Source organism: Microcoleus sp. LAD1_D3, assembly GCF_036702135.1.
GTDB lineage: Bacteria > Cyanobacteriota > Cyanobacteriia > Cyanobacteriales > Microcoleaceae > Microcoleus.
In genome coordinates this window covers 1-18,343 of record NZ_JAUBSB010000086.1, presented here as the reverse complement: position 1 = coordinate 18,343, position 18,343 = coordinate 1, and the positions used below count along the sequence as shown (strand labels likewise).

Here is an 18,343-nt window from a genome sequence, read left to right as displayed (position 1 = left end):
AACTTGGGTATGGAAGTGATGCACGAGCGCAATGCTCACAACTTCCCGCTTGATTTGGCTGCTGGTGAGACAACTCCTGTAGCTTTGGTTGCTCCTTCTATCAATGGCTAAGTTTTAGTCTGAGATAAACAAAAAGCGCTCCTAGTAATAGGGGCGCTTTTTGTTTGGGGAAAAATTTTTAGAGACTTTATTAGGATATCTCGTCCGGTAAAATAACCGTTATAACTGACATCTTGTACCATTATTAATAAGCGTTTCACGGGCGGGCAGGATGCCCAACCCTACTCCCCACAAGAAGAGATATACTCTTTGTGGAACAGGCAAGATGCCTATTATTGAGAATTGTGCAAGATGTCAGTTATAAATTTTGTAGTCAATAATTCAGTCCCAGCGAGTTTTATGAGGAATGAATTCCTCACTATAAATCAATTTTATTCGGGTTGTTCTAGCGGAAATAATGTGATTAACAACTAATAACTAATAACTAATAACTAATGAGTGATGACTACTGAGTTTGAGTATTCCGATGCAGCCGGAAACAAGATTAGCAGTAAGGGCGCAATGCACAAATGGCTTTCGGTGGTGGGGATTGGCGAAGATGGACTTTCGGGGCTCGGCCCGATCGCCCGACAACTACTCGATCGATCTCAAGTCGTTGTCGGCGGTGCCCGTCACCTAGCAATGCTACCAACCGACGACACCCGCGAAAAATTGGTTTGGGCTTCACCGCTACAAGCAACAGTCGATGAAATCATCCGCCGCCGGGGACAGTCTGTCTGCGTGCTAGCCAGCGGCGATCCGATGTGTCACGGAATTGGGGTAACACTGTCGCGCAAAATTCCCATTTCCGAAATGACTGTAATTCCCGCTGCATCGGCTTTTAGTCTTGCTTGCTCCCGTCTGGGCTGGGCTTTGGCGGATGTTGAGACCTTCAGTTTGACAAATCGCCCGATCGCATCGATCGCCCTTGCTTTGTCTCCCGGCGCGCGCTTGCTGGTGTTGAGCGCTGACAGATACACGCCGGGAAAGGTGGCACAATTGTTGACACAGCGGGGGTTTGGCAGCAGTTTGATGACCGTGTTCGAGCTGATGGGAGGGAACTCGGAACGGCGGATCGAGGGGGTAGCAGCAGCCTGGAATGCAGCGGATTTGGCGGATTTGAACACGATCGCGATCGCAGTTGCAGCCGATCGACAAACTCTTATCCTCCCCCGAACTGCGGGTTTGCCGGATGCTGCATATCGCCACGACGGACAACTTACCAAGCGGGAGGTTAGAGCCGTTACTCTGTCAGCGTTAGCACCGATTCCGGGTGAGTTGCTTTGGGATGTGGGTGCGGGCTGTGGCTCGATCGCGATCGAATGGATGCGGAGTCATCCTCGGTGCAGGGCGATCGCGATCGAACGCCATCCGACTCGATTGCAATACATCGCTGAAAATGCCTCGACTTTTGGCGTTCCCGAACTCCAAATCGTTGCGGGAGAAGCGCCGGAAGCCCTGACAAATTTGCCTCAACCGAATGCTATTTTCATCGGCGGCGGTGTCACCGCAGAATCTGTGCTGGAAATTTGTTGGAATGCTTTAGGTGAAGGCGGCCGATTAGTTGTTAATACGGTGACAGTTGAGAGCGAGTTTAAAGTTTTGCAATGGCACGATCGTTATGGTGGGGAACTCATTAGAATTGGCATTCAGCGAGTAGGGGCGATCGGTTCTTTTCAGGGTTGGAAGCCGCTTGCACCGGTCACTCAGTGGGCGGTAGTTAAGGGGTAAAATGCGATCGCTCTCTTTCCTGGAAAGCTATAATCAATAATATCCTCTGGAATGAGAGTGATAATGCCAGACGAATCATCTGTAGATCCTTATTTAGATCGACTGTTTGAAGACTATTCCAACACTGAAGTTATCGAACTACAGCAATATCTGTCTGAATGGGATAGAGGAACTTATCGAACAGTGGCCCAAAGTGTCTTAGACCATTCACAAAGAAAAGGATTTGATCCACTCAAATATCTGCGTAAAGCACACAACTTCAACACCAGAGGTGCTGTAAGAGTTCCTCGCACGGGATATCGGCAGGATGGAGCCGCTGTTTACCGAAAGGGCAATGAGTTTTTAATTGTGCGACCTGACCAGTATGGTGTTGAGAAAATCGTGACTTATGGCATCAATGAGGAATAGAAATATGACACAAGTTCAGAACAAGTTAGCGATTCAGCAAGATATTATTGTCCAGCTTTTGGCACAGTTAACTGTTGACTATCAAAACACTAAATTAGAGCGCAAAGAGATGGCTCAAAACTATCTTGGTTCCCAGGAAGAGTTTTCGTTTTTGGAGGAGCTTGAGTTAGTGACAGTCAGTATTCGTGGTTATGCTAGTCAGATTGAGAGTAGCGCCGGGGTTGAGAATCGCGAGCAAGCGATCGCAGACTTACATCAGCTTCGGGTGTTCGATCGTTTTGCGATCACTCAGTTTTATGATGAGACGCGATCGGGCTATCTTCAAATGCGATCTTATATCCGAATGCTAGACTATTTGCGGTTGCTGGTGTTGGAGTATTTGCAAATGGAATAGAGATCCAGATAAGTTAGTTTACCAGACACCGTAGCCACCTCGACGATCGGCAATTTCTTGCTCTAACTCAACTTCATTGAGCAGTTTCATACCGTTGGCGATCGCCCGTTGGCGAAGTTTCCACAAGGTTTGACCGAGTTGTGTTTTGGGGGTAAATTCAGGTGAAGATTTGAGCGCTAGAGCTTGGGTAAACTGAAGGACTTTTGCGCGATCGGCGGGGGCAAGTTCGCGCCAGTATTGTAGGAGGATTTCTTCGGGAGGCATGGAAAATTTTTGAGCCTAACTCTAGAATTTATTTTACTCTTTTACGCTCGATCGGGTCAATGCCATTGGCAATAATAATCTAGTTTATAACCATAGTCTTTGAACAGCATAAGCATCAAACACTTCATCACGGCTGACTAAAACTAAAGCATGATTAATGGATTGGGCAATTAAAATGTGATCGAATGGATCGCGATGGTGGAATGGTAGATTGCGAACCTGTACAGTATCTCCAAAGGAAATTGGCAGTAATAAGATGCCAGCAGCAGGTAACTGAGCTTCGATGTCTGCATAGTCTGCTTGCAGTGTCAATTTACCAATGCTGATTTTGATGGCAATTTCCCAAAGACTGGCAATACTCAAATAGACTCTATCGGCGGATTCAATCTGCTCCTTCAAGGTAACTGATAGGTTAGGAGCATTTTCTGAAAACCAAATAAAAGTGTGAGTATCGAGGAGCAATGCACTCATTCCATATACTCCTGCAAATCCTCTAATGGTGCATCAAAATCATCAGCCAGCGGTAAGACAAACGTGCCTTTCATCATCCCGGCTTGACGTTTCTTTTGAGGAAAATTTACGGCAACCTCATTATTTGCATATTTTGCAGCCAAGAATTCTACATAGTGCAAAACTTCCTGTTTCAGGGAATCTGGCAACTTGACCAGGGTTTCTAGGATGGTGGTTTCTAGCATTAGATAACCTCTTGCTGGATAAGCTCATGATAACAAGCGCAAAGCAAAACTTACCGATCTCTCTAATCTCGCTCTAAGCTACCTTGGGGCAAATTTCGATTTTGACAGTCATGCCTACTTGGTTTAGCATTGCGATCAGAGTATCAACCGAGAATTCCCCAATTTTACCTTGAGTTAGAGCTTTGATTTGGTCGTTTGACTGTTTGAGATGTTGAGCAGTTTGGTCGATCGTCCAACGGTGATGTTTAATCTGATGAAGCAGGGCGAGCATGAGTTGCGATCTGATTAGTAAGTTATCAGCTTCTTCTGCTGAAAATCCCAGATCGAGAAAGATATTATCGGTTGCTTGGGTAATAGTATTTTCACTCATGGTTCTGGTTCTCTTGAATTTAAACGATTTTGTAACAACTGTTGGTAGCGTTTCTGTCCAATTTCGATATTTTTCTTGGCTGTCTTCTGAGTTTTCTTTTGGAAAGCATGAAGAACGTAAATAGCTTCTTCAAATCTAGCAATATAAAATACCCGATAGGCATCTTCTGTCCGAATCCGAATTTCTTCAACGCCTTTGCCTACGATCGACATGGGTTTAAAGTTTGATGGTTGTATGCCCTGCTGAAGTGTCCAAAGTGCAAAACCAGCTTCTTTTCGGGCATCGTCAGGAAGAGATTGGATTTCTTCACGGGTAGCGCCAACCCACCGAATCGGTTTGATGGTCATCGGGTTTGTTGAGAATCAAATACTATAACAATTGTAAGGGCGATCGCCTTCAAACCCCCTAGCGTAAGCTACAAGTTTTTGCAATTCCATCAGGTTGGGAGATACCAATATTGCACGCCACCTTCATTATGACTGAGCAAAATCCCCAAATCTTCCAGGCTTTCTAGACAGTCGAGAATGACTTTTTGTTTGCGGCTGGCTGCTTTGAAATGGGCGGTGACTTGGGCGGCTGTCCATTCGCCGCTTTGGGTGCGGAATAAGTCGCGGATGGCCCAAAGTTGCTCTTTGAGGGTTTTGGGGAAAGGTTGTTGTTCCGTGGGGGCGATGGGGGTTTCGGTTTCGGTGGTGATACCTGCAAGGGATGGTTGCACGTAGGTTTCGCCGGGGGCTTGGTAGTCGGGGCGCAGCCAGCGAATCAGTCCGTTGCGTTCTTCCTCGGCGCGTTGGGCGTTGAGGGTGACGAGGTTTTCGAGGATTTGGTCGTCGGTGAGGGTGGGTTCCCAACCATAGGCGGCAAATACGGCGGCATCGAGTTCGTCGTGGATTTGTTTGAGGGTGGAGACTAAGGCTTTTTGGTTGAAGGCTTTGTCTTTGTCGTCGAGGGGTTCGCCTTGGCGGAGTCTTTCGAGGAGGTTGTACATCCCGGTGATGGTGACTTCGGGGTGAGTGGCTTGGACTCGTTTGCGGTGGCTGTCGAGGCGTTCTCCGAGTTCTCGGATGGTTTGTTTTTGGGTTTCCGTGGCGTCGGGGAAGGGGAATGGATTAAAACAATTAGTATGATTATAAGTAGAATCATTTCCTACACCAAGCCATCCCCCATTCGCATTGGCAAAAATAATATGTAACTGACTAGATAAAACGCCAATTTGAAATCCATCATTTAATGAAAAAATTAATACTTTTGTTTCTGGAAGATAATCTGTTGACAAAAACTGAAATACTCGATGTCTTGCTGTTCTAGAAGTGACAACAAAGCGTGTCAATCCTTGAAAAGTCTTCCGAAATACAGGTCTCGGCTTAGAATGCAACCACCAATTCTTCGCATATTCAGCTTGTGAACTTTGATCTCGTTCTGGCTTAACCTTATTAAGAAGCCATTGGTAAATATCTGGGACTTCAATACTGAGTTCTGACTCTGATCGTCCAAACGTATCAATGACAAATTTTTTTCTTAAAATTTGGGTTAAGTCTCTACCAGTTATATATTTTTTGATAAGTTTAGATTGTGCTTTCTCAGAGAATAGGTTTCGCTCCTCAGAAGAAAGAACAAATCCTTGACCTGATAACTGTACACCCGGGCAGGCAAGACCTGTATTCGATAAAAGACTTTTAAGTTGACCAAGATCTACACCTATTGAGAGATCCGGGTTGATCTTGCCGACTTTTTCTTTTAGTTCAAGACATTGTTCTCCCTCATGTTCTGTAAGTTCTTGAGTTAATGTTAATAAACGACCAAGAAACTTCTTATTTGTAAACACAGTCATTGCAACTCTGACTTGAGCACCGTCTTCTGAATCTACCCATGGATGATCAGCTATAGCAAATAAAAGAGAACCTTGTCCATCTACTTCTATATGAGACTCAAGAACTTTCTTATTAAAGCTCTGGGTTATACTATTGGTTGTGATTAATCCAAAATTTTCTAAATTGCCTTGCTTGACTAATTGAGCAGCTTTTTCCCACCAGTACATTACAAAATCTGCAGAATCTGGAACTTCTTTCCATACTCGACGCAGTGCTTGAACGTAACCATCACCGAGAATAGTCTTCATTCGTTTATTGCCTACAAACGGTGGATTGCCAGTAATATAACTGGCTTCTGGCCACACGGCCACCCTTGGATTCAAATACCGATAAATTGTTACTTGGTTTGTCGGATCGGGAATATCCTCCCCCGTCACCGGACTTTTCATCATCCGTCCACCCCAGCGAGTTCTCACCTTCCCCGCCGCATCCACATCCGGTTCTATTCCGTCATAGGCCAACACCGCATCCCGGCATTCAATATTGTTGTACTCCCGCAGCACCGGTTCGATCGGCGGAATATCGCCAAACCGCCGAAAATGCCACTGCAAATACCCAATCCAAATCACCAAATCCGCGATCGCCGCCGCCCTAGGATTGATCTCAATTCCCAAAAACTGACTCGGATTAACTTGAGCAATATCTAACCGCAACTGCGCCGATCCGGTGACATCCTCCAAGCGACGCAACACCTCTGACTCCAAGCCCTTCAACAAATCCAACGTCACATAAAGGAAATTCCCCGATCCGCACGCCGGATCGAGAATCTTCACCTGTTGTAAATCCGTCAGAAATGCTTCTAAAACTGAGCTCGCCTTTTTCCTTTGATTTGCAGTCGGTTCCGATTCCCCCGCGTTAAGCAACTGTTTAACCTCCGCTTGTACCGCAATCCAGCGATCGCCCAAAGGTTCCATCACCACGGGCTTTACCAACCGTTCCACATACGATCGCGGCGTATAATGAGCCCCCAACTTACTCCGTTCCCTAGAATCCAGCGCCCTTTCCAACAACGTCCCAAAAATCGCCGGTTCAACATTGCACCAATCCCGCTTCGCCGCCTGCAACAAAACTTCCAACTGCGCCTTTGTCAACGCAAACGCCTGCGACTCCGCAAACAATCCCCCATTAAACCGCAACAGTTTGCCATGAAAGCCAAAACTCGTCCCCTCATTCATCGCCTCCCACAGCGCCTCTACCTCCGGCTTAAAAGTCTTCGGGTTGTGAATCCATCGCGTTTCCAGCGCCTGCGTAAACAGATGTTCCTTCAACAACCCCACATCCTCAGCAAACATGGTGAAAATACAGCGCATCAAAAACTGGGCGACTTGCTGCGGATCGACATTCGCCTCCATCCGCTTCGCCAACTCTGCCAAATCCGCCGCTACTTCCCGCGTCACCCGCGCCGCAATTTTCTCTGGGTTGCGCTGCTGCGGATTGCTAAAAATATCGACAAACAAATCGAAAACATCGGCTTTCTGCAACTCGATTAGCCCGATTTCTCGCCGCGCCCCATAGCCGCCATAATCGCCGCTAAAACCCATCCACAATTCAAAATGATCGCCAATATCGCAAGTTAACAAAAAGGGCGGTTTGCTGCTGAGACTGCGCGTATAGGCGATCGCCTGCACAAACGCTTTTTCCATCTCTCGCAAATAGGTATTTGTCCCCCGCTTTGCCGTTCCCTTTTTGCTCGTTGTTCCGCCCTGTTTTGCCTCGATTAAAAAATGCTCGGCTTTGTAAACATCAATAAACCCCGGAGTCACCTTGCCGCTGGGGTGAAAAATTTTGACATCTTTATCAAAGCAGTAGGGATCGTTGGGAATTCTGCCTTTATCAAAAGGGCGATCGACTCCCAGCGCATCGCACATTTCCGCAAAAAACAACTGGTAGTTTGCCCGTTCGTTACCGCTAGAACCCGCCCAGCGCTTGATGAATGTTTCGACTCGCGCCCGATCGGCCTCATTCATGCTTCAATCCTGCTGCTTGCTTTTTCCTGATTCTATACTTCTATCGGTTTGAATTGCTGACCAAGAGAGCGGGCATGAGAGCGATCGCCACCAATCTCAAAAATATTGTATCCTTTTTCGGAGCTAAAAACAGCTTGCTAGTGCATGACAATCATTCAAGGTCATGAGCCATTTGGTCAGTAGAGGGATCTGTATACTATTTGTTCAATGCACAAAAAAATCAAAAAAGATAGTATTAATTTTAAAAAAATAGGTTGGGTTTAACACAAGTAAACCCAACCTACCAATTCAATTAAAATTCAGAATTTAGCCTTGATTCACAACAGTCGGCTTCAAACTTTCCTCTTTAGATCTATCGACAAAGCTTTGACTTACCGCAGATTCCTTAATCGGTTTCCGGGCTTCGATTAAACTCAAAGCTTTGTTGACACCTTCAGGTAAAATCACTACCAAACTGCCTGCCGGCGCCTCATCTAAAGCCTTGTTAACGGCCGTTGTTTCGTCGAGAATCAACTCGTATTCAACTTGAGATTTGTTTGCGGTTCCTGCAGAAATCGCCTCGGCAATTCCCTGGCAAATTAACTTCGCCACAACACCGGGTTCTCGCCCGCGCCTGTCAATATCTTCTTTGACAATAATTCGATCGAACATCTCGGCCGAAAGTTTGCCCAGCGTGACAAAATCTTCATCTCGTCGGTCTCCGGGGGCGCCAACTACCCCGATCCGCAATCCCGGCCAATTCAGCACGAAACTGCCCAAAGCTTTGTAGCTGTGGGGGTTGTGGGCGTAGTCGAGTAAAGCGTGATAGGTGCCCAAATTAAACAGGTTCATCCTTCCAGGAGTTTGACCCACCGATGCTTGGAAGCTTGACAAAGCCGATCGAATATCTTCTATTTTCACTCCTTGGGCAAAAGCAGCCAAACAAGCTGCTAAAGCATTAGCAATCATAAACGGCGCGCGCCCGCCCATCGTCAGCGGCACGTTCACAGCCTGCTCAATTCTCAGCGTCCAATCGCCTTTCAATATCGACAAATACCCATTTTCGTAAATCGCTGCCAGCCCGCCTGCAGCGGTATGTTTGGCAACCAGTTCGTTGTCCGGGTTCATGGAAAAATATGCAATTTGAGCCTTGACACGCTGCGCCATTTGTGCTACCAGCGGGTCATCTGCATTTAACACTGCATAGCCTTTGGGCATTACCGACTCGACGAGGACGCTCTTGAGTTTGGCCAGTTGTTCCACGGTGTCGATGTCGCCAATTCCCAAGTGATCTGCCGCGACGTTCAAGACGACGCCGACATCGCACTGATCGAAGCCCAGGCCCGATCGCAAAATTCCGCCTCTAGCCGTTTCCAGCACCGCTACTTCCACCGTGGGGTCAGACAAAATCAATTGAGCGCTTTGGGGCCCGGTATTGTCTCCGCTTTCTACCAAATAATCGCCGATGTAAGTACCGTCGGTAGTTGTGTAGCCGGTAATCTGACCGGTCTGCTTGACAATGTGGGCAAGCAGGCGAGTGGTTGTCGTTTTGCCGTTGGTTCCCGTTACCGCTAAAATCGGCACCCGGCTGGGTTGAGGCGAGGGGAAAAGCATATCGAAGACGGCACCGGCGACGTTGCGGGGTAAACCTTGACTAGGGGCGACGTGCATTCTGAAACCCGGTGCTGCGTTGACTTCGACGATGACGCCGTTGACATCGCGCAGGGGTTGGGAGATGTCGGGAGTTACTACGTCAATGCCGGCAATGTCTAAACCGATAATTTTGGCGACTCTGGAAAACAGCCAGACGTTTTCTGGGTGGATTTCGTCGGTGCGATCGACTGCAATGCCACCGGTACTCAAGTTTGCTGTCGCGCGCAAAAATACTCTTTCGCCGGCGGGCACTACGGAGTCCATCGCGTATCCTTGTTTTTGCAGCAAATCCAGGGACAATTTGTCAATCGTGATCCGGGTGAGCACGTTGTCGTGTCCGTCTCCTCGCTGCGGGTCGCGGTTTACTTCTTCAATAAGCTGTTCTACTGTAGACTTGCCGTTGCCCACGACGTTAGCCGGGACTCGTTCTGCGACTGCTATGACTTGCCCGTTGACTACCAATACTCTGTGGTCACGGCCGACGTAATAGCGCTCGACTATCACGCTTTTTGTTTTTGATGCGGCGCTGGCTAAGTCATAGGCTTCTTCTGCTGCTTCCCAGGAATTGATGTCGATCGTAATGCCACGGCCGTGGTTGCCGTCTAGGGGTTTGAGGACGATCGGGTAACCGCCGACATCTTCGATCGCCCCTTGCAGTTCATCCAAATAATTAATCACCGTCCCTCTGGGAACCGGTACGCCGGCGCTGGCTAGGATATTTTTGGTACCTTCCTTGTCACAGGCAAGTTCTACTCCCAAAACTCCCGTGCGGTTGCTCAGAGTTGCCTGAATCCGTTTTTGGTGAACCCCGTAGCCGAGTTGGATCATAAACCGGGCACTCAAAGGTATCCAAGGAATGCCACGCGCTTCTGCTTCCTTAATCAGTGTTTCCGTGCTCGGCCCCAGGGCCGCCGACGCAGCAAACTCTCTCAGGTCTCTCAAATCTTGGACTAATTCTGCTGCTGGATAAGTGCCTGTCTCGGCAATGCTTTGACACATCCGCACGCCCGCCCGGGCTGCATAGCGACCGGCTTGTTCGTTTTGATACTCTATTACTACTTGGTAAATGCCTGGGGTCGCAGTCTCGCGGGTGCGACCGAACCCGACCGGCATTCCTGCCATTTCCTGAAGTTCTAGGGCGACGTGTTCAATTACGTGTCCCATCATTGTCCCTTCTCTGACCCGTTGCAGGAATCCTCCCTGATGGCCTGGAGAACAGTGATGGTCGTTCAAACTCGGAAGTGCGGCGATCAACCCTTCATAGAAGCCAGGAATTTCAGATGTGGTTTTATCTGCCCACTCCTCTAAATCCAAACGCATCAGGACGAGTTTCTGGCGTCTGATGCTCCAGTAGTTGGGGCCGCGTAAGGTCTGGATTTTAAGTATTTTCATGGTAGTTAGAGGGGTATGGGGCGCGAACTCTTATAGATAATTGGAGCATTTATTCAATTTCGATCTAGATTGCTCGATCGACTGTTCGCTGCGAACAGTTTGGGAGTGAATTTCCAGTTATGGGCTACTCCCTTGAAAATTCATGCCCCAGCGCGAGGCTAGAAACAAGTACAGGTCAATGGCACGCAAAAACTAGAAGCCCGAAGGTAGAATTTTATGTGATTCTGCCTTCTGGCGTCAGCCCGTGGCTGCTTCGGAATCTATTATATTGTTGTATCCATGATTCGGCCGGAATGCCGCCTAGTGTCTGCCGAATCAATGACAAGAGATTTTCTGCGTTAGTTGGCTGTGCGGCATTCGGGTGGCCAGCCAGACTCGGAACAGGCTGCCGATGGCATTGGTTTGCCTAGGGGCATATTGTAGCAATCTCCGTGACACAGAACGTGCAAGCGCATATTGAACAGACTTAAGGGTTCTGTCGCTCCTACCACAGACTCATTGGTATAAAAATTTTCCCGAGAATCAACAATAGTCACAGTGCCTTTACCGAGAATTTTCATAGTATCGTCTCCCTCAAACAAGGCGCAGGTGTCTTCGTCAATACCAATAGCAAGGCGATCGGGATGGCAAGCCACAGCCGACAGCAAGCGAGCCATGCGATTGCGGTTGTGAAAATGCTGGTCTACGATGATCTCAGGAATAATGTTAAGTCCGTTTGCCATATCTACTAAAGACCGATTCGGTGACGCCCCACTCCCGCCACCTGCAATCATGTGATATCCCATCACCGCAGCACCCGCGCTGGTGCCAGCGAGGGTAATCTTGCCTTCGAGAGTTTCTTTGCGAATTTTCTCCATCAGCGGGGTGTCCGCCAGCAGCCCACAAAGTCGCAGTTGGTCGCCGCCTGTAATGAATACGCCCGTACAGTCTTCTAAGTAATCTTTCCAGACGGGGTTTTCGCCTTGTTCGCGTTCGCGGATGTCCACTACTTTGACGGCACTAACGCCCATTTCGTCAAATATGGTGCGGTAGCGGTTGCTAATTCCTTCGGGATCTCGCGAAGCGCACGGAATGATCGCCAGCCGAGCGTTTGCACCCCCTGCACGGCAAAAAAAGGTGTTTAGAATCTCTCGCCCGTGAACTTTGTCTTCGGCTCCCCCGATGACCATAATCGAGGTTTTTGTGCGCTGGGGAATATTGTGTTCAAGGGCTTGAGATGTCAACTGCTGCATGGTGTGTCTTCCTCTGTTGGATGTGAAATTCAATTTTGCCGTTGCTGTGGGTACAATAGGGCTTTTTAAGAATAAATTTTTGTTTGTGCGAGTGAGGTGCGATCGCCGATCGCACCTCACTCGCAGTTGTTTGGGGGCGAGTTTACTTGCAGTCGCTGTCATGAAAAACAGATTATTTTTGTACAAAACCGGCCCGCCGACACAGGAAGAGAATTTAACTTGCCAAAATTTTCAGAAATTATAAGAAATTATAAAGAATAAAGCAATTACTGAAAACTGAACTCCCCCTAAGGGTCAAACTAGAGGTGATGTATCAATGAAATTCCAATAATTGTGCGCTTTGACGTAGTTACCTTATTTCCAGAATTTTTCCGGGCTCCCCTGGAGTCGGGACTGATGGGCAAAGCCTTAGCTAAAAAGATTGCTGAGGTGAATTTTGTCAATCCCCGCGATTTTACCACAGACAAGCACCAGCGAGTCGATGACGAGCCTTACGGGGGCGGAGTGGGGATGCTGATGAAGCCGGAACCGATTTTTGCTGCGGTGGAGTCCCTGCCGGTTTTGCCACGGCGAGAGGTGATTTTGCTGACTCCCCAGGGGGAACCGATGCAGCAGGCGATGTTTCGGGAGTTGGCTGCTGATCGCGATCAGTTGGTGTTGATTTGCGGTCATTATGAAGGTGTGGACGATCGAGTCCTGCATTTGGTCACTCGCGAGGTGTCTTTGGGGGATTTTGTGCTCACGGGGGGCGAAATTCCGGCTTTAGCTTTGATAAATGGAGTTTTGCGATTGCTGCGGGGAACTGTGGCGAAGGAAGATTCCCTAAAGTTTGAGAGTTTTGAGGACGGACTTTTGGATTATCCGCAGTACACTCGACCGGCGGATTTTCGGGGATTGAAGGTGCCCGATGTGTTGCTGTCTGGTAATCACGCAGAAATTGCTCGCTGGCGCAGGGAACAGCAAATTGAAAAAACTCGATCGCGCCGACCGGATTTGTACGATCGGTGGTTGGAGGAAAGGGGAGAATAGGAGAAGGGAGAAAGAAGAAGTTATCCCATATGATTTATCGGGCAAACTCATAGCCCAATTTGATCGACAACGCCGATTGTGGTAACACTTCTGCTGATTGAAGCTTTCAAACCTTCACCAGCTAAAAGCTGTTTTAGTCGATCGGTCTCAGATTTAGTTCCGATAAAAACAGAACCAGGCATCTTCTTTTTTAGCTTCATAGCTTCAGCTAAGGACAACGACATAGCCTCACGCAGAATTTTTGTTACAACTGTTGCACGTTGTTCTTTTTCCAATACAATCAAGTTCCAAGTCCCTTCTTTTGCTAAAATCTCTTCTCTCATTTCGTTAGGCATAGCATCATTATCATCTAACTCGATTGCCTCCCCGCAATGAGGGCAGTCATAACATAGATGCCAGACAACTTTTTTGTCAAAGACTGATTGACAAACCAACATCTGTACGTCTTTGTCACAATTCCCACACAGTCCGTCAATTAAGACCATACTTTTTCACTTATATCCGCACAATTATGAAATAATTGTCTTTCGATATACTTCCAAAACCTAAATTTTACATGAACATCCGAATCGGCAACGGCTACGACATTCACTGCTTAGTTCCAGAACGCCCCCTCATCCTCGGCGGCGTTCACATTCCCCACGAATTAGGATTACTCGGTCACAGCGACGCAGACGTGCTGACTCACGCTATCATGGACGCGATGCTCGGATCTCTCAGCTTGGGAGATATCGGGCTGTATTTCCCGCCGACTGACCCGAAATGGAAAGGTGCTGATAGTCTCGTATTGCTGGCACAAGTCAATCAGTTAATATTAGATAAAGGCTGGGAAATCGGCAATATTGATTCGGTCGTGGTGGCGGAACGTCCCAAGCTGAAACCGCATATTGAGCAAATGCGCGATCGGCTTTCTACTGTCCTACAATTAAAACCTGACCAAATCGGCATCAAAGCTACTACAAACGAAAAGTTAGGCCCTGTGGGGAGAGAAGAAGGAATTGCAGCCTATGCTGTAGTTTTAGTGTCGAAAAATTAAAAAAGTGGTTTGATAGTAGAAGTTGAATTTACTTAAACTTATACGCTAGGAAGGCTGAAACCATGCAAACTGAAACCTTGGAAGTAGAATTACCTATAAAGGCGGATATTATCGCGTTGGATAAGGACGATCGCATAGTCGCGCTGATCGAGGTCAAAATTAATCAAGCTAAAGAAAAGGCAGCAAAACAGAGGATTACCGATAGCGCGCTCAAACAAATAAAACATTTCCTCTCAAAACTCTCCGAAAAAAATGTGGTAATTCCTTATGCTATGATTGTCACTCTCGAAAATATAATCGTTTTTAAATGGGACGGCACTGTTTTGTCTGAAGCTGTTTTATCGTTAAAAACGGCTGATATCCTTCACTATTATGACTCAAAATTAGGCGATCAGCGGATATTTGAGCCATACCTAACTAGGCTGATTGAAGCATGGTTGCGTGACTTAGCTTACAATTGGAAGTCTGATATTCCACCAGCATCGGAACCGATAGCAGCAATCGGTTTGCTGCCGTTGCTAGCAGGTGGAACAACAAAGTTAGAGGTAAAAATTGGTGGCGATTTTATATATAGAAACTAACTTTTTGATGAGTATTGCTACAGGACGCGATCCTGAGGCCAATAACTTGTTACTGAGTGTACCAACATCAGTCCGCATTGCCATACCTGCTATTTGCTGCATGGAAGCTCTCTCGGCTTTAGAAGACGATATCAAGCGCCGCAACCGTTTTGTAGAGGAACAGAAAAAACAAATTAGCCAGCTCAAGCGCGATCTTACTTCACCTTATGCTAAGTCTCTTTTATTCCATGTAGAAGAGTCTTTGAATGAAAATGCAGGATTGCTCAATAATATTAAAGTACGTCTTTTTGAGGCTCTTGAATTATTGGCTGACAATGTGGAGATGATGGAACTAACAGCAGATACACTGCGAGAAAGCTTGAATACAGTTTTTATTGAAGAAGACCCGACAGACAATTTGATTCTCCACTGCATCTTGAATCACGCACACTTACACGTTAATGCACTCAAGGTGTTTTTGAGCAATAATACAAAAGAATTTAGTGTATGGGAAGTTCAAGATGCTTTGCTAGAAGCCGGGATAAGCAAGTATTTTTCGCGCACTGAAGACTTTCTCGGTTGGTTACAATCTCAGTCATAGTTGCACGCAGGTGGTAAACTAAAAAATTATGAAAATTTCTATGATGCTACATTCAAGACTGCGCTGGCTGGCGATTTTACTGGCGGCAATTGCCACTCTAACTCTGTCTGCGTGCACTCCAGCCCGATCGAACTTAGTAAACAGACTCATCGTTCCCACCCCCAGCGGCCCAGCTACCTTTAACTACCCGCTAAATCAATCTGCATACAGCGTTTTTGGCTATATGTACGAGGGATTGATCAACGAAAATGGCTTGACATCGGAGTTAGAACCCGGTTTAGCCGAGTCGTGGGAAGTTTCTAAAGATGGCAAAAAGATTGTGTTCACCCTGCGAGAGGGATTGAAATGGTCGGACGGCCAACCTCTGACTACTGATGACATTATCTTCAGCTATGAAAAGATTTATTTCAATGACAAAATCCCTAGCGGTTTGAAAGATACTCTGAGAGTTGGGATGAGTCGCCAATTCCCAAAAGTTCAAAAAATAGACAGCCGCCGCATTGAATTTTCCGTTGCCGAACCTTTTGCTCCATTTATTAGATATGCTGGGGGAATCCCGATTTTACCAGCTCATATTTTACAGGAAGCTGTCGAAAATACAGATGCAGATGGTCAGCCTAAATTCCTGACTACTTGGGGGACGGATACTGACCCTAAAAAAATTGTCGGAAATGGTCAGTACCGAATGCTGAGTTATACTCCTAATCAGCGCGTGGTTTTGGAAAGAAATCCGTATTTTTGGCGCAAAGATGCGGAGGGAAATGTCCAGCCTTACATCCAGCAAATTGTTTGGCAAATTATCGAAAATACTGACAATCAACTGCTGAATTTTCGATCGGGCGATTTGGATACTCTGAACGTGGAGCCGGAAGTGTTTCCGCTGCTGAAACGGGAGGAAAAACGGGGCAAATATACGGTCTTCAACGGCGGCCCGGATACTGGCAGTGTGTTTATGTGTTTTAATCTGAATAAGGGGCGCAATGCTCAAAATCAGCCGTTTGTAGACCCGGTTAAATCTCGGTGGTTCGCGAGTAAGGAATTTCGGCAGGCGATCGCCTACGGCATTAACCGATCCGCCATGACTAACAATATCTATCGCGGACTTGGCGCGCCGCTGCATTCCCCAATTCCGGCGCAAAGCCCGTTCTACCTGTCCCCAGAAGAGGGATTGAAAACTTACAGTTACGATCCGCAAAAAGCGAAAGAGTTACTGTTAAGTGCTGGTTTTAAGTATAATAGTAACGGCGAATTGTTGGATGCTGAAGGCAACAAAGTGCGATTTACTTTGTTGATGGCTGCGGGTAAAAAAGTGCGGGAACAAATGGCAACGCAAATTAAGCAAGATTTGGGCAAACTGGGGATGCAAATTGATACGCAGTTCCTGAGTTTTAACACTTATGTGGAAAAGCTGCGATTGACGCGGAATTGGGATACTTACCTCGGCGGTTTTACGGGAGGTACTGAACCGCACAGCGGCTACAATATTTGGTCTGTTAACGGCACACTGCACAGTTTCAACCAGGGCCCGCAAGCTGGAGAACCGCCGATTAAGGGTTGGGAAGTGTACGACTGGGAGCAGAAAATCGATGACCTTTACGTGAAGGCTTCTCAGGAGCTTGATGAGGCGAAGCGCAAGGAACTTTATGCTGAAACGCAGCGGATTATAGCGGAACAAGTGCCTTTTGTTTATATGGTGAATCCGCTGACTTTTGAGGCGGTGCGCGATCGCGTTTCGGGAATTCGCTATAGTGCCCTCGGCGGCGCTTTCTGGAATTTGTACGATCTGAAAATTGCCGAATAGTCAGCAGTCAGCAGTCAGCAGTCATTAGTCAGTCATTAATTAATGGAACCTAAAATTTTACAGAAGTTACTCGAATCTGTGGCTGCCGGCGATATTAGCCCGATCGCAGCTTTGGATAAATTAAAGCATTTTGACTTTGAACAAGTCGGCGATTTTGCCAAAATTGACCACCACCGCACTTTAAGAACGGGTTTTCCTGAAGTAATCTGGGGCCCAGGGAAAACGCCAGACCAAATTGTTGAAATTATCGAGGCGATGCGCGGGCGAAATTCTGCGGTGATGGCGACGCGAATTGAACCGTTCGTTTTCGAGCAATTGCAACAAAAAATACCCGATTTGTGCTACTACCAAAAGGCTCGAATTTGTGCAATTTCTCCTAATTCCCCAACTCCGCAGCATCCGGGTACTGTGACTATTATCAGTGCGGGAACGGCGGATTTGCCTGTAGCGGAAGAGGCGGCAATTACTGCGGAACTTTGCGGTTTTCAGGTGCGACGTTTGTGGGATGTCGGAGTTGCCGGCATTCACCGTTTGCTGAGCAATCGGCACGTAATTGCTGATGCTGATGTGTTGATTGCGGTGGCGGGTATGGAAGGTGCTTTGGCCAGTGTGGTTGCGGGTTTGGCAGATTGTCCGGTAATTGCTGTGCCGACGAGTGTGGGTTACGGCGCGAGTTTTGGCGGGATTGCTCCTCTTTTAACTATGCTCAATTCTTGTGCGGCTGGTGTGGGTGTGGTGAATATTGATAACGGATTTGGGGCGGCGATTTTAGCTTGTCAAATTCTCAGAAGTGCTGGCAGAGTGGGGAGAATCGGAGAGGGGGAGAATCGGAGAGAGGGGGAATAGTTAGAAACCGCTCATAGAAATCTGGACAAAGCTACCCTAGAGTAGACAAATCTAGACAGCTACGTTTGTAATCTTAGTCCAAAGGTCTAAAACTACTGGGATAAACGGCAATCCCACTATTCCCTTCATAAAGTTGGGAATTACTTTTCGAGCTATATTTAAACTTCCGTTGGTATCAGCATTAATCAATCTACCATTAGAAGTTTTGTATAAGCCACGTTTAACACGCTTGCCACTGAAAACGGGTTTGACATCTGACTTAGTTTTGTAAACAGGCAACGTATCACCATCTAAAGCACTAGCTTTTGACGTGTAACTTTCCTCAGTCACAATTACTTCAATTCCCCCTAATTGGGGCTTGCTGAATAATCGATCGCACATCAAGAATAAGAGCGATTGATATATTCAAGCTCGATTAAAGATAAGTTTTTTCGGCATTGATTTCACCCAATTATAATTGTAGATTATCTTCAAC

The 18,343-nt window shown here is 47.0% G+C and carries 20 protein-coding genes; 10 read left to right on the top strand and 10 right to left on the bottom strand.

The features are described 5' to 3' along the window. The 4 genes from QUA74_RS27380 to QUA74_RS27365 form a co-directional block, all read left to right on the top strand. Nucleotides 1–111: photosystem II protein D1 (locus QUA74_RS27380; protein WP_333245279.1), on the top strand; the 111-nt coding region annotated here is incomplete at its 5' end. Between the two features lie 390 nt (nucleotides 112–501). Beyond that, nucleotides 502–1,770 carry a precorrin-6y C5,15-methyltransferase (decarboxylating) subunit CbiE gene (cbiE, locus tag QUA74_RS27375; RefSeq protein ID WP_445302179.1) on the top strand — a complete coding sequence of 423 codons (1,269 nt, stop codon included), beginning with the start codon at nucleotides 502–504 and terminating at the stop codon, nucleotides 1,768–1,770. Between the two features lie 63 nt (nucleotides 1,771–1,833). Next, a complete protein-coding gene (locus tag QUA74_RS27370; protein ID WP_333215129.1) occupies nucleotides 1,834–2,178 on the top strand; it encodes a hypothetical protein in 345 nt (114 codons plus the stop codon). A gap of 4 nt (nucleotides 2,179–2,182) precedes the next feature. Next, nucleotides 2,183–2,572: a hypothetical protein gene (locus QUA74_RS27365; protein ID WP_333335341.1), complete on the top strand. Its 390-nt coding sequence runs from the start codon at nucleotides 2,183–2,185 to the stop codon at nucleotides 2,570–2,572. An 18-nt stretch (nucleotides 2,573–2,590) separates the two neighbouring features. Here the strand turns inward: QUA74_RS27365 and QUA74_RS27360 are convergent, their stop codons facing one another. From QUA74_RS27360 to QUA74_RS27325, 8 genes are all read right to left on the bottom strand, one after another. Beyond that, on the bottom strand, nucleotides 2,591–2,836 hold the full coding sequence (locus tag QUA74_RS27360; protein WP_190657256.1) for a hypothetical protein: 246 nt from the start codon (nucleotides 2,834–2,836) through the stop codon (nucleotides 2,591–2,593). Between the two features lie 84 nt (nucleotides 2,837–2,920). Continuing rightward, nucleotides 2,921–3,307 (bottom strand): type II toxin-antitoxin system VapC family toxin, encoded by a 387-nt coding sequence (locus QUA74_RS27355; RefSeq protein WP_333335339.1) that lies wholly within the window; start codon nucleotides 3,305–3,307, stop codon nucleotides 2,921–2,923. Further along, entirely contained in the window at nucleotides 3,304–3,531 is a 228-nt protein-coding gene (vapB, locus tag QUA74_RS27350) for a type II toxin-antitoxin system VapB family antitoxin (protein WP_333335337.1), read from the bottom strand. Before vapB ends, QUA74_RS27355 begins: the two co-directional genes overlap by 4 nt. 73 nt (nucleotides 3,532–3,604) lie before the next feature. Further along, nucleotides 3,605–3,901 (bottom strand): XRE family transcriptional regulator, encoded by a 297-nt coding sequence (locus tag QUA74_RS27345; RefSeq protein WP_333318611.1) that lies wholly within the window; start codon nucleotides 3,899–3,901, stop codon nucleotides 3,605–3,607. Beyond that, nucleotides 3,898–4,248: a type II toxin-antitoxin system RelE/ParE family toxin gene (locus tag QUA74_RS27340; RefSeq protein ID WP_333335334.1), complete on the bottom strand. Its 351-nt coding sequence runs from the start codon at nucleotides 4,246–4,248 to the stop codon at nucleotides 3,898–3,900. Before QUA74_RS27340 ends, QUA74_RS27345 begins: the two co-directional genes overlap by 4 nt. A gap of 89 nt (nucleotides 4,249–4,337) precedes the next feature. Continuing rightward, nucleotides 4,338–7,739, bottom strand: coding sequence for a DNA methyltransferase (locus QUA74_RS27335; protein ID WP_333335331.1), 3,402 nt, complete (start codon nucleotides 7,737–7,739; stop codon nucleotides 4,338–4,340). Nucleotides 7,740–8,045: 306 nt separating this feature from the next. Then, nucleotides 8,046–10,763 carry a cyanophycin synthetase gene (gene cphA, locus QUA74_RS27330; protein WP_333335328.1) on the bottom strand — a complete coding sequence of 906 codons (2,718 nt, stop codon included), beginning with the start codon at nucleotides 10,761–10,763 and terminating at the stop codon, nucleotides 8,046–8,048. A gap of 338 nt (nucleotides 10,764–11,101) precedes the next feature. Beyond that, complete coding sequence (locus tag QUA74_RS27325; protein WP_333335349.1) at nucleotides 11,102–11,995, bottom strand: cyanophycinase; 894 nt, start codon at nucleotides 11,993–11,995, stop codon at nucleotides 11,102–11,104. 333 nt (nucleotides 11,996–12,328) lie between these two features. Between QUA74_RS27325 and trmD the strand changes: the two genes are divergently transcribed. Next, complete coding sequence (trmD, locus tag QUA74_RS27320; protein ID WP_333335325.1) at nucleotides 12,329–13,024, top strand: tRNA (guanosine(37)-N1)-methyltransferase TrmD; 696 nt, start codon at nucleotides 12,329–12,331, stop codon at nucleotides 13,022–13,024. 47 nt (nucleotides 13,025–13,071) lie between these two features. On the opposite strand, the gene QUA74_RS27315 is transcribed toward trmD, so the two are convergent. Continuing rightward, on the bottom strand, nucleotides 13,072–13,509 hold the full coding sequence (locus QUA74_RS27315) for a hypothetical protein (RefSeq protein ID WP_333335322.1): 438 nt from the start codon (nucleotides 13,507–13,509) through the stop codon (nucleotides 13,072–13,074). A 71-nt stretch (nucleotides 13,510–13,580) separates the two neighbouring features. Between QUA74_RS27315 and ispF the strand changes: the two genes are divergently transcribed. The 5 genes from ispF to larB all read left to right on the top strand — a co-directional run bounded on the left by ispF (nucleotide 13,581) and on the right by larB (nucleotide 17,868). After that, nucleotides 13,581–14,060: a 2-C-methyl-D-erythritol 2,4-cyclodiphosphate synthase gene (ispF, locus tag QUA74_RS27310; RefSeq protein ID WP_333335319.1), complete on the top strand. Its 480-nt coding sequence runs from the start codon at nucleotides 13,581–13,583 to the stop codon at nucleotides 14,058–14,060. 62 nt (nucleotides 14,061–14,122) lie between these two features. After that, complete coding sequence (locus QUA74_RS27305) at nucleotides 14,123–14,641, top strand: hypothetical protein (RefSeq protein WP_333335316.1); 519 nt, start codon at nucleotides 14,123–14,125, stop codon at nucleotides 14,639–14,641. Next, nucleotides 14,616–15,221 (top strand): PIN domain-containing protein, encoded by a 606-nt coding sequence (locus QUA74_RS27300; RefSeq protein ID WP_333335313.1) that lies wholly within the window; start codon nucleotides 14,616–14,618, stop codon nucleotides 15,219–15,221. The genes QUA74_RS27305 and QUA74_RS27300 overlap by 26 nt, the downstream gene beginning before the upstream one ends. A 40-nt stretch (nucleotides 15,222–15,261) precedes the next feature. Then, nucleotides 15,262–17,022: an ABC transporter substrate-binding protein gene (locus QUA74_RS27295; RefSeq protein ID WP_333335345.1), complete on the top strand. Its 1,761-nt coding sequence runs from the start codon at nucleotides 15,262–15,264 to the stop codon at nucleotides 17,020–17,022. Nucleotides 17,023–17,064: 42 nt separating this feature from the next. Beyond that, complete coding sequence (larB, locus tag QUA74_RS27290; RefSeq protein ID WP_333335310.1) at nucleotides 17,065–17,868, top strand: nickel pincer cofactor biosynthesis protein LarB; 804 nt, start codon at nucleotides 17,065–17,067, stop codon at nucleotides 17,866–17,868. Nucleotides 17,869–17,919: 51 nt separating this feature from the next. Here the strand turns inward: larB and QUA74_RS27285 are convergent, their stop codons facing one another. Then, a complete protein-coding gene (locus QUA74_RS27285; protein WP_445251675.1) occupies nucleotides 17,920–18,249 on the bottom strand; it encodes a hypothetical protein in 330 nt (109 codons plus the stop codon). Nucleotides 18,250–18,343: the final 94 nt, after the last annotated feature.

Coding starts and splice junctions, on each gene's coding strand:
- QUA74_RS27360 (WP_190657256.1), bottom strand. CDS start 2,836: ATGCCTCCCGAAGAAATCCTCCTACAATACTGGCGCGAACTTGCCCCC.
- QUA74_RS27285 (WP_445251675.1), bottom strand. CDS start 18,249: ATGTGCGATCGATTATTCAGCAAGCCCCAATTAGGGGGAATTGAAGTA.
- vapB (WP_333335337.1), bottom strand. CDS start 3,531: ATGCTAGAAACCACCATCCTAGAAACCCTGGTCAAGTTGCCAGATTCC.
- QUA74_RS27355 (WP_333335339.1), bottom strand. CDS start 3,307: ATGAGTGCATTGCTCCTCGATACTCACACTTTTATTTGGTTTTCAGAA.
- larB (WP_333335310.1), top strand. CDS start 17,065: ATGGAACCTAAAATTTTACAGAAGTTACTCGAATCTGTGGCTGCCGGC.
- QUA74_RS27340 (WP_333335334.1), bottom strand. CDS start 4,248: ATGACCATCAAACCGATTCGGTGGGTTGGCGCTACCCGTGAAGAAATC.
- QUA74_RS27365 (WP_333335341.1), top strand. CDS start 2,183: ATGACACAAGTTCAGAACAAGTTAGCGATTCAGCAAGATATTATTGTC.
- QUA74_RS27345 (WP_333318611.1), bottom strand. CDS start 3,901: ATGAGTGAAAATACTATTACCCAAGCAACCGATAATATCTTTCTCGAT.
- QUA74_RS27370 (WP_333215129.1), top strand. CDS start 1,834: ATGCCAGACGAATCATCTGTAGATCCTTATTTAGATCGACTGTTTGAA.
- cbiE (WP_445302179.1), top strand. CDS start 502: ATGACTACTGAGTTTGAGTATTCCGATGCAGCCGGAAACAAGATTAGC.
- QUA74_RS27305 (WP_333335316.1), top strand. CDS start 14,123: ATGCAAACTGAAACCTTGGAAGTAGAATTACCTATAAAGGCGGATATT.
- QUA74_RS27315 (WP_333335322.1), bottom strand. CDS start 13,509: ATGGTCTTAATTGACGGACTGTGTGGGAATTGTGACAAAGACGTACAG.
- QUA74_RS27295 (WP_333335345.1), top strand. CDS start 15,262: ATGATGCTACATTCAAGACTGCGCTGGCTGGCGATTTTACTGGCGGCA.
- ispF (WP_333335319.1), top strand. CDS start 13,581: ATGAACATCCGAATCGGCAACGGCTACGACATTCACTGCTTAGTTCCA.
- cphA (WP_333335328.1), bottom strand. CDS start 10,763: ATGAAAATACTTAAAATCCAGACCTTACGCGGCCCCAACTACTGGAGC.
- QUA74_RS27325 (WP_333335349.1), bottom strand. CDS start 11,995: ATGCAGCAGTTGACATCTCAAGCCCTTGAACACAATATTCCCCAGCGC.
- QUA74_RS27335 (WP_333335331.1), bottom strand. CDS start 7,739: ATGAATGAGGCCGATCGGGCGCGAGTCGAAACATTCATCAAGCGCTGG.